Origin of the sequence: Nocardioides pocheonensis (genome assembly GCF_003725535.1) — a bacterium.
GTDB lineage: Bacteria > Actinomycetota > Actinomycetes > Propionibacteriales > Nocardioidaceae > Marmoricola > Marmoricola pocheonensis.
The window spans coordinates 23,076-29,786 of sequence record NZ_RJSF01000041.1; the positions used below are offsets into that span (position 1 = coordinate 23,076).

The window sequence follows — 6,711 nt, forward strand, 5'->3', positions numbered from 1 at the left end:
GCGGCGGGTCACCAGCCGCGCTCGGCCAACCGGTGGGGCTGCGGGATGTCCTCGACGTTGATGCCGACCATGGCCTCACCGAGACCGCGCGAGACCTTGGCGACGACGTCGGGGTCGTCGTGGAAGGTGGTCGCCTTCACGATCGCCTCGGCCCGCTGGGCGGGGTTGCCGGACTTGAAGATGCCCGAGCCGACGAACACACCCTCCGCGCCGAGCTGCATCATCATCGCGGCGTCGGCCGGGGTGGCGATTCCCCCGGCGGTGAAGAGCACGACCGGCAGCTTGCCCTTGCGGGCCACCTCGACGACGAGGTCGTACGGCGCCTGCAGCTCCTTCGCCGCGACGTACAGCTCGTCCTCGCTCAGCGCGCCGAGCCGCCGGATCTCCTTGCGGATCGTGCGCATGTGGGTGACCGCGTTGGACACGTCACCGGTGCCGGCCTCGCCCTTGGAGCGGATCATCGCCGCGCCCTCGGTGATCCGGCGCAGCGCCTCACCCAGGTTGGTGGCACCGCACACGAAGGGCACCGTGAAGGCCCACTTGTCGATGTGGTTCTCGTAGTCGGCGGGCGTGAGCACCTCGGACTCGTCGATGTAGTCCACCCCGAGGCTCTGCAGCACCTGGGCCTCGGCGAAGTGGCCGATGCGCGCCTTGGCCATCACCGGGATCGAGACCGCCTCGATGATGCCGTCGATCATGTCCGGGTCGCTCATCCGGCTGACACCGCCTTGGGCCCGGATGTCGGCCGGCACCCGCTCGAGCGCCATCACCGCGACCGCGCCGGCGTCCTCGGCGATCTTCGCCTGGTCGGACGTGACCACGTCCATGATCACGCCGCCCTTGAGCATCTCGGCCATGCCGCGCTTCACGCGCGAGGTGCCGGTGATCTCGTCGTCGTGGGTGGAGTTCTCGGAGGTCTGGTTGAGGTCACGTGCCATGGCACCAGCCTACGTCCCGGGAGGGTCCTCCCTGCCACCGGATTCCCCGCGCGGACGCGCGCGCCGGACACGGTCAGACGCCGGTGTCGCCCTCGGCTGCCAGCGCGCGGGCCTGGTCGCGCACCACGAGCACGCGCTGGATGACGGTGACCGTGCTCGCGACCGCGAGGACGCCCAGCGTCACCGGGATCGCCCAGAGGGCGTCCTTGCCGACACCCAGTCGGTTGACGAGGTCGGCGGCACCCGTCACGACCAGGATCGCGACGAGCCGGTCGGCCCGCTCGGCGATCCCGACCTTGGCCTGCATGCCGAGCGACTCGGCGCGTGCGCGCGCGTACGACGTCACCGAGCCCATGCTCAGGCAGTAGATCGCCAGCGCGGCGAACCAGTGATTGTCCCCCGGGCCGACGTAGTACATCGCCAGCCCCCCGAAGATCGCCGCGTCGCCGATCCGGTCGAGCGTGGAGTCCCAGAAGGCTCCGAACTTCGAGACCTGGCCCGACGTACGGGCCATGTAGCCGTCGATCATGTCGCTGAACACGAAGGCCGTGATCACCAACACGCCGACCAGGAGCAGGCCCTGCGGGAAGAAGATCACCGCGCCGGCCGAGACGCCGAGCGTGCCCACGAAGGTCACGGTGTTGGGGCTGACCCCCATCCGGAGCAGCAGGTTGCCCAGGGGTGCCCAGACGTTGGTCCAGAACTGGCGGAATCTCTCGAGCATGGCGCGGTCAGGCTACCGGTTCGGCCTCGCTCTGCCGCGGCCGAACCCCGGCGGTGTCCTCGAGGCCGAGGGTCGTGGCCGTCACCGGGAAGAGCAGCACGGTCACGAGGCCGGCGCAGACCAGGCCCGCTGCGGTCACGCCGTCCAGCCGCCCGGTCACCACCCCGATCTGCGTCGCGGTCACGATGAACGGCAACGAGGTCGCTTGCAGGAGTGCCGCGGCCACCGTGCGGCGCGGCCCGAACGCCGCCACCGAGAGGAAGGCCGGCGCTCCTCGAGCCACGAGCAGCACGAGGACGAACACGGGGACGCGCGCCAGGGCCTGCGGGCTGTCCACCAGACCCGCCACGTCGAGTCGGAGGCCGCTGGAGACGAAGAACACCGGGATCAGGAACCCGAAGCCCACCGCGTCGAGCTTCATCCGGAACCCGGGGTGGGTCGTGGACCCACGGTCCAGCAGCCCGACGACGGCTCCCGCCATGAAGGCGCCGAGGATGCTCTCCAGGCCGAGCTTCTCGGCGAGCACGACGAAGGCGAGCAGGATCAGCATGGCGCCCCGGACGCGGATCTCGGCGGTCGTGTCCTGCAGCCGGACCAGGACGTCGCCGAGGCGCATCGAGCGGCCGGACCAGCGGACCACGGCGGCGACCGACACCACCAGCACCACGAACGCGGCCAGCAGCGCGATCTTCGCACCCGTGCCCGTGTCCTGGCCGGAGAAGAGGAGGGACAGCAGCAGCACCGCGGCGAAGTCGGCGACCGAGGACGCCGCGATGACCGCCTGACCGAGCCGGCCCTCGGCCGCGCAGGCGTCCTTCAGGACCGGCACGACCAGTCCGAGCGAGGTGGCGGACACGGTGACCGCGAGGAGCAGCGGGTCGTCGACCCAGCCGGCGGAGTGGAGCAGCGCACCGGCTCCGATCCCGAGGCCGAGCGAGATCGCGTACCCCGCGACCGCGACCCCGAGCACGCGGCCCCTCAGACCGGCGAGGTCGATCTCGAGCCCGGCGAGGAACAGCAGCATCGCCAACCCGACGAGGGCGACGACCTGCACCGCCAGGTCGGCACGGAGCCAACCGAGCACCGAGGGTCCTGCGAGCACGCCGAGCAGGATCTCCAGGACGACCGCAGGCACGCGGACGCGCGGCAGGAAACCCAGCGCCAGCGGCGCGACGAGGGCGATGCCGAGCACCCCGAGCAGGTTCGTGAACTGCACGTCGGGCATCAGAGCAGCGCCGCGTCCTGCTCGACGTGCAGCAGCACCGGGCCCGGAGTCGTGAACATCCGGGTCATCGCGTCGGGCAGCTGGTCGCGCGAGGTGACCTTGATCCCGGTCGCGCCACAGAGATCGGCGTACGCGGCCCAGTCCGGGTTGTGGAGCGACGTGTGCCACACCGGGAAGTCGCCGGCGACCTGCTCCTTGGCGATCTTCCCCAGCCCGTGGTTGTCGAGCAGCACGTGCTTGATCGGGATGGCGTGCTTGACCGCCGTGGTGATCTCCATGGCGTACTGCCCGAACCCACCGTCACCGGTGACGGCCACGACAGGACGGGTCGGGTCGGCGGCCCACGCGCCGAGCGCGGCGGGATAGCCGAAGCCGATCGAACCGAGGTAGCCCGACATCAGCACCGGCTGACCGTGGGACTCGAGGTAACGGCCCAGCGAGTACGCGTGGTTGCCGACGTCGACGGTCACCACCGCGTCGCCGGGCAGGGCTTCGGACAGTGCCGCGAACACGGCAGCCGCCGAGACTCCTCGGCCCCGGTCGTCGGCGACGCGGCGGTCCTTCTCCGCCCGCCACAGCGCCCAGCGGGCGGCGACGTCCGGCCGCTGGTCGACGGGCGTCGCACCGGCGACGGCCTCGGTCAGCGCGGTCAGCGCCAGCGCCGCGTCGGCGAGCACCGGGTGGGTGACGGCGTGGAAGCGGCCGATCGCGGAGGGCTCGTCGTCGATCTGCACGATCTCCTTGTACGACGCGATGCCGGTGTGGTTGGAGAAGCTGGCGCCGACCACGACCAGGAGGTCCGCCTCGTTCATCAGCCAGCTCGCCACGGGCGTGCCACTTCGACCGAGGACGCCGGAACCGAGCGGGTGCGTGTCCGGCACCAGCCCCTTCGCCCGGAAGGTCGTCAGCACCGGTGCGTTCAGCGCTTCGGCGAACGCCAGCACCTCCCGGTATGCGTCGCGCGCCCCGGCGCCGGCGATCACCACGGGCCGGCGCGCTGCGCGGATGGTCCGCGCGGTGTCCGCGAGAACCTGCTCGTCGGGCCGGGTGCACCGTGCGGCCGAACGGCCGATCGGCAGGGCCGGCCCCTGGTCGCTCGGCAGGACCTGCACCTCGTCGGGGAACACCAGGTGAGCCACGCCCCGCGCGTCGAGGGCGTGCTTGACCGCGAGCGCAGTCAGCTCGCCGTGGTCGCTGCCCGCGGCCACGGTCGCGTTCCAGACCGAGACGTCGCGGAAGACCGCCTGGAGGTCGACGTCCTGGAAGGCTCCTCGCCCGAGCACGGCCGACGGCACCTGGCCGGAGAGCGCGATGACCGGTGAGCCGTCGAGCTTCGCGTCGTACAGGCCGGTGATCAGGTTCGTCGACCCGGGCCCGGCGATCGCGAAGCAGGCGGCCGGTCGGCCGGTGAGCTTGCCGTACGCGCTGGCGGCGAAGGCGGCTGCGCCCTCGTGCCGGATCCCGATGTAGCGCAGCTGCCCGCGCTCCTCGGCCTTCCGCATCGCCTCGGCCAGACCGAGGTTCGAGTGACCGACCATGCCGAAGACGGTGTCGACACCGTGCATCACCAGGGTCTCGACGACGACGTCCGCGACCGTCCGGACGACCGGCTCGCGCACGGGCAGTCGGACGTACACACCGTCGTTGCGCTCCTCGACGTCGTACGCCGTGACCGCGTCGGTGAAACCCTCGGGCGGACGCCCCGTCAGGGGGTCGTAGTCGTAACCGTGCCAGGGGCAGCGGAGCCAGCCGTTCTCGATCGACCCCTCACCGACGGGGCCACCCTGGTGGGGGCAGCGGTTCTCCAGCGCTCCGAGCCGGCCGCCACAACGGGTCAGGGCGACAGGGCGTCCGTCCAGGACCACGCTGCCGACCCGGCCCTCCTCCGGCACCTCCGGGGCGTCGACACGGTGCCAGCCGTCCATCGATGGGTTCTCCATGCGAGTCACCGTCGCAGCACGTCGCCGTCGGCGTCGATAGCCGATCGGGGCCTGTCATCAGACCGTAAGGGCGACTGCTCCCCCTGATCCGGCCCGCGCGGATACGGTCGCCGACATGGACGCGGACAACTCGTTGACCATCACCCGCCGCTCACTTCACGGCGTCGCGGAGCTGCTGCTGGCAGGCCCGCAGCACGCGGCGCACGGGACGATCAGGCTGCGCCCCCAACCGCGGGGATTCGGGACGACCTGCGCGCCGGACATCCGCGTGGTCGGCGCCTCCGTGATCGCCGACGACCGCAGCGTCGCGATCGACGGGCGGACGGCGCGTGACATCGGCGACGAGCTCGGGATCCGTCCGGTCGGGTTGTCCGCCGTCTACCACGACGGATCGGGCATCGGGCCCGACGACGTCCTCCACGGCGACCAGGCTTCGGCGGAGCGCATCGCGCATGCCTACGCACTCGGGGACCAGGCGCTGCGCGCGTTCGCCCCCGACCAGGAGCCGACCCTCTGGCCCGAGCACTTCGACCTGGGCGTGACCCTCGAGGACCGGCGCGTCAACCTCGGGGTCTCCCCCGGCGACGGAGCGATCGCCGTGCCGTACATGTACGTGGGTCCCTGGCAGCCGCCGGCCGTCGACGCCTTCTGGACCCAGCCGTTCGGCGCTGCCCGTCCGCTGCCCGACTCTGCCGACGAGATCGCCGCGTTCTTCTCCGAGGGGATGGACCGCCTCAGGCACGCACCTCGGTGAGCGCGGCACAGACCTCGGCAACGGCCGTCGGCGCGCCCGCGACCGACCACTCGACCCCCGCGGCGGTGATCCGGCGAGCCGTACCACCGGCTCCCCGGACCAGCGCCGAGCTCGGGTACCAGTCCCACGGGGCGACCGAGTGCTGCACGAACACCCCGACCTGTCCCTGGGCGACGGCCGCGAGGTCCAGGCTGGCCGAGCCGAGCATGCGCAGCGTCGCCGCTCCCCCGACCGCCCGGGCGAAGGCCTCCCCGACCTCGCCGTCGAAGAACGGCGGGTGCAGGTAGGTGGTCGCGCAGGCGAGAGCCAGCTCGACGTCGGCGAGCGGCCCGACCGGCTCGCCGTTGCGCGTGGTGGGCAGGTCGGGGCCACCGACGTACAGGACGTCGTCGTGGGGGTGGTACACCGCGCCGAGCACCGGGTCGCCGTCGACGACCAGGGCGATCGCCGAGCACCACCAGCCGAAGCCGTGCACGAAGTTGTAGGTGCCGTCGACCGGGTCGATCACCCACGTACGACCGGACGCCGACGGTCGTTCCGCGCCCTCCTCCCCCAGCACGCCGTCGTCCGGACGCCAGGTCGCCAGGTGGTCCAGGACCAGGCGCTCGGCAGCGTGGTCGGCGGCGGTCACCACGTCGGAGACGTTCGTCTTGGTGTGCACCCTGAGACCCGCCTCGCGAAGCTCCTGCGCGAGGAGTCCGGCCTCGCGGACGACGTCGGCGGCCAGGGCTGCGTCGTCGGCCAGGTCGGTCACGGCTCAGGACCCTACGGGCAGCCGGGGTGGTTCACCACCAAGGAAGCTCGGGGCATGCCGCTGGCCCGGCGCGTGCGCCGGGTGCGGTGCGGGGCGGCTACCGGTCGGGTGGATCTGTGCTCAGGTCGGTGGTGCCGCTGCGGTCGCGCAGCCAGGCGTAGCCGTGCGGGCTGCGCCAGAGGTACTCGCCGGGGGTGAGCATCGTGTAGGTCCAGCCGCCGTGGGTCTTCAAGCGGTGATGTCGTCGACACAGTGCGGCGAGGTTGTCGCTGGACGTGGGACCGCCGTGCTCCCAGGGGATGATGTGGCCCTTGTCGCAGGAGCGTGCGGGACGTTGGCACCAGGGGAACACGCAGGTGCGGTCCCGGAGCTCGAT

7 protein-coding genes are annotated in these 6,711 nt (G+C 71.9%); 1 reads left to right on the forward strand and 6 read right to left on the reverse strand.

Annotated features, from left to right (window positions below; genetic code table 11):
* Positions 1–8: 8 nt before the first annotated feature.
* From pdxS to EFL26_RS15750, 4 genes are all read right to left on the reverse strand, one after another.
* Positions 9–938 (reverse strand): pyridoxal 5'-phosphate synthase lyase subunit PdxS, encoded by a 930-nt coding sequence (pdxS, locus tag EFL26_RS15735; protein ID WP_123223872.1) that lies wholly within the window; start codon positions 936–938, stop codon positions 9–11.
* Between the two features lie 73 nt (positions 939–1,011).
* Positions 1,012–1,662 (reverse strand): phosphatidylinositol phosphate synthase, encoded by a 651-nt coding sequence (gene pgsA / locus EFL26_RS15740; protein ID WP_123223873.1) that lies wholly within the window; start codon positions 1,660–1,662, stop codon positions 1,012–1,014.
* 7 nt (positions 1,663–1,669) lie between these two features.
* Entirely contained in the window at positions 1,670–2,887 is a 1,218-nt protein-coding gene (locus EFL26_RS15745; RefSeq protein ID WP_123223874.1) for a cation:proton antiporter, read from the reverse strand.
* Positions 2,887–4,827: a thiamine pyrophosphate-binding protein gene (locus EFL26_RS15750; RefSeq protein WP_221176993.1), complete on the reverse strand. Its 1,941-nt coding sequence runs from the start codon at positions 4,825–4,827 to the stop codon at positions 2,887–2,889. Before EFL26_RS15750 ends, EFL26_RS15745 begins: the two co-directional genes overlap by 1 nt.
* 115 nt (positions 4,828–4,942) lie before the next feature.
* Here EFL26_RS15750 and EFL26_RS15755 point away from each other — a divergent pair, with 115 nt between their 5' ends.
* Positions 4,943–5,581 (forward strand): hypothetical protein, encoded by a 639-nt coding sequence (locus EFL26_RS15755; protein ID WP_123223876.1) that lies wholly within the window; start codon positions 4,943–4,945, stop codon positions 5,579–5,581.
* Here the strand turns inward: EFL26_RS15755 and EFL26_RS15760 are convergent.
* Together EFL26_RS15760 and EFL26_RS15765 are read right to left on the reverse strand one after the other, a co-directional pair.
* Positions 5,562–6,335 (reverse strand): inositol monophosphatase family protein, encoded by a 774-nt coding sequence (locus EFL26_RS15760; protein WP_123223877.1) that lies wholly within the window; start codon positions 6,333–6,335, stop codon positions 5,562–5,564. The two genes, EFL26_RS15755 and EFL26_RS15760, sit on opposite strands and share 20 nt — an antisense overlap.
* A 97-nt stretch (positions 6,336–6,432) precedes the next feature.
* Positions 6,433–6,711 (reverse strand): HNH endonuclease signature motif containing protein (locus tag EFL26_RS15765; RefSeq protein ID WP_148046739.1); only part of this gene is annotated, 279 nt, incomplete at its 5' end.

Bases quoted from the DNA above. Each gene is read 5' to 3' on its own strand.
- pgsA (WP_123223873.1), bottom strand. From the start codon at position 1,662: ATGCTCGAGAGATTCCGCCAGTTCTGGACCAACGTCTGGGCACCCCTG.
- EFL26_RS15750 (WP_221176993.1), bottom strand. From the start codon at position 4,827: ATGGAGAACCCATCGATGGACGGCTGGCACCGTGTCGACGCCCCGGAG.
- EFL26_RS15745 (WP_123223874.1), bottom strand. From the start codon at position 2,887: ATGCCCGACGTGCAGTTCACGAACCTGCTCGGGGTGCTCGGCATCGCC.
- pdxS (WP_123223872.1), bottom strand. From the start codon at position 938: ATGGCACGTGACCTCAACCAGACCTCCGAGAACTCCACCCACGACGAC.
- EFL26_RS15755 (WP_123223876.1), top strand. From the start codon at position 4,943: ATGGACGCGGACAACTCGTTGACCATCACCCGCCGCTCACTTCACGGC.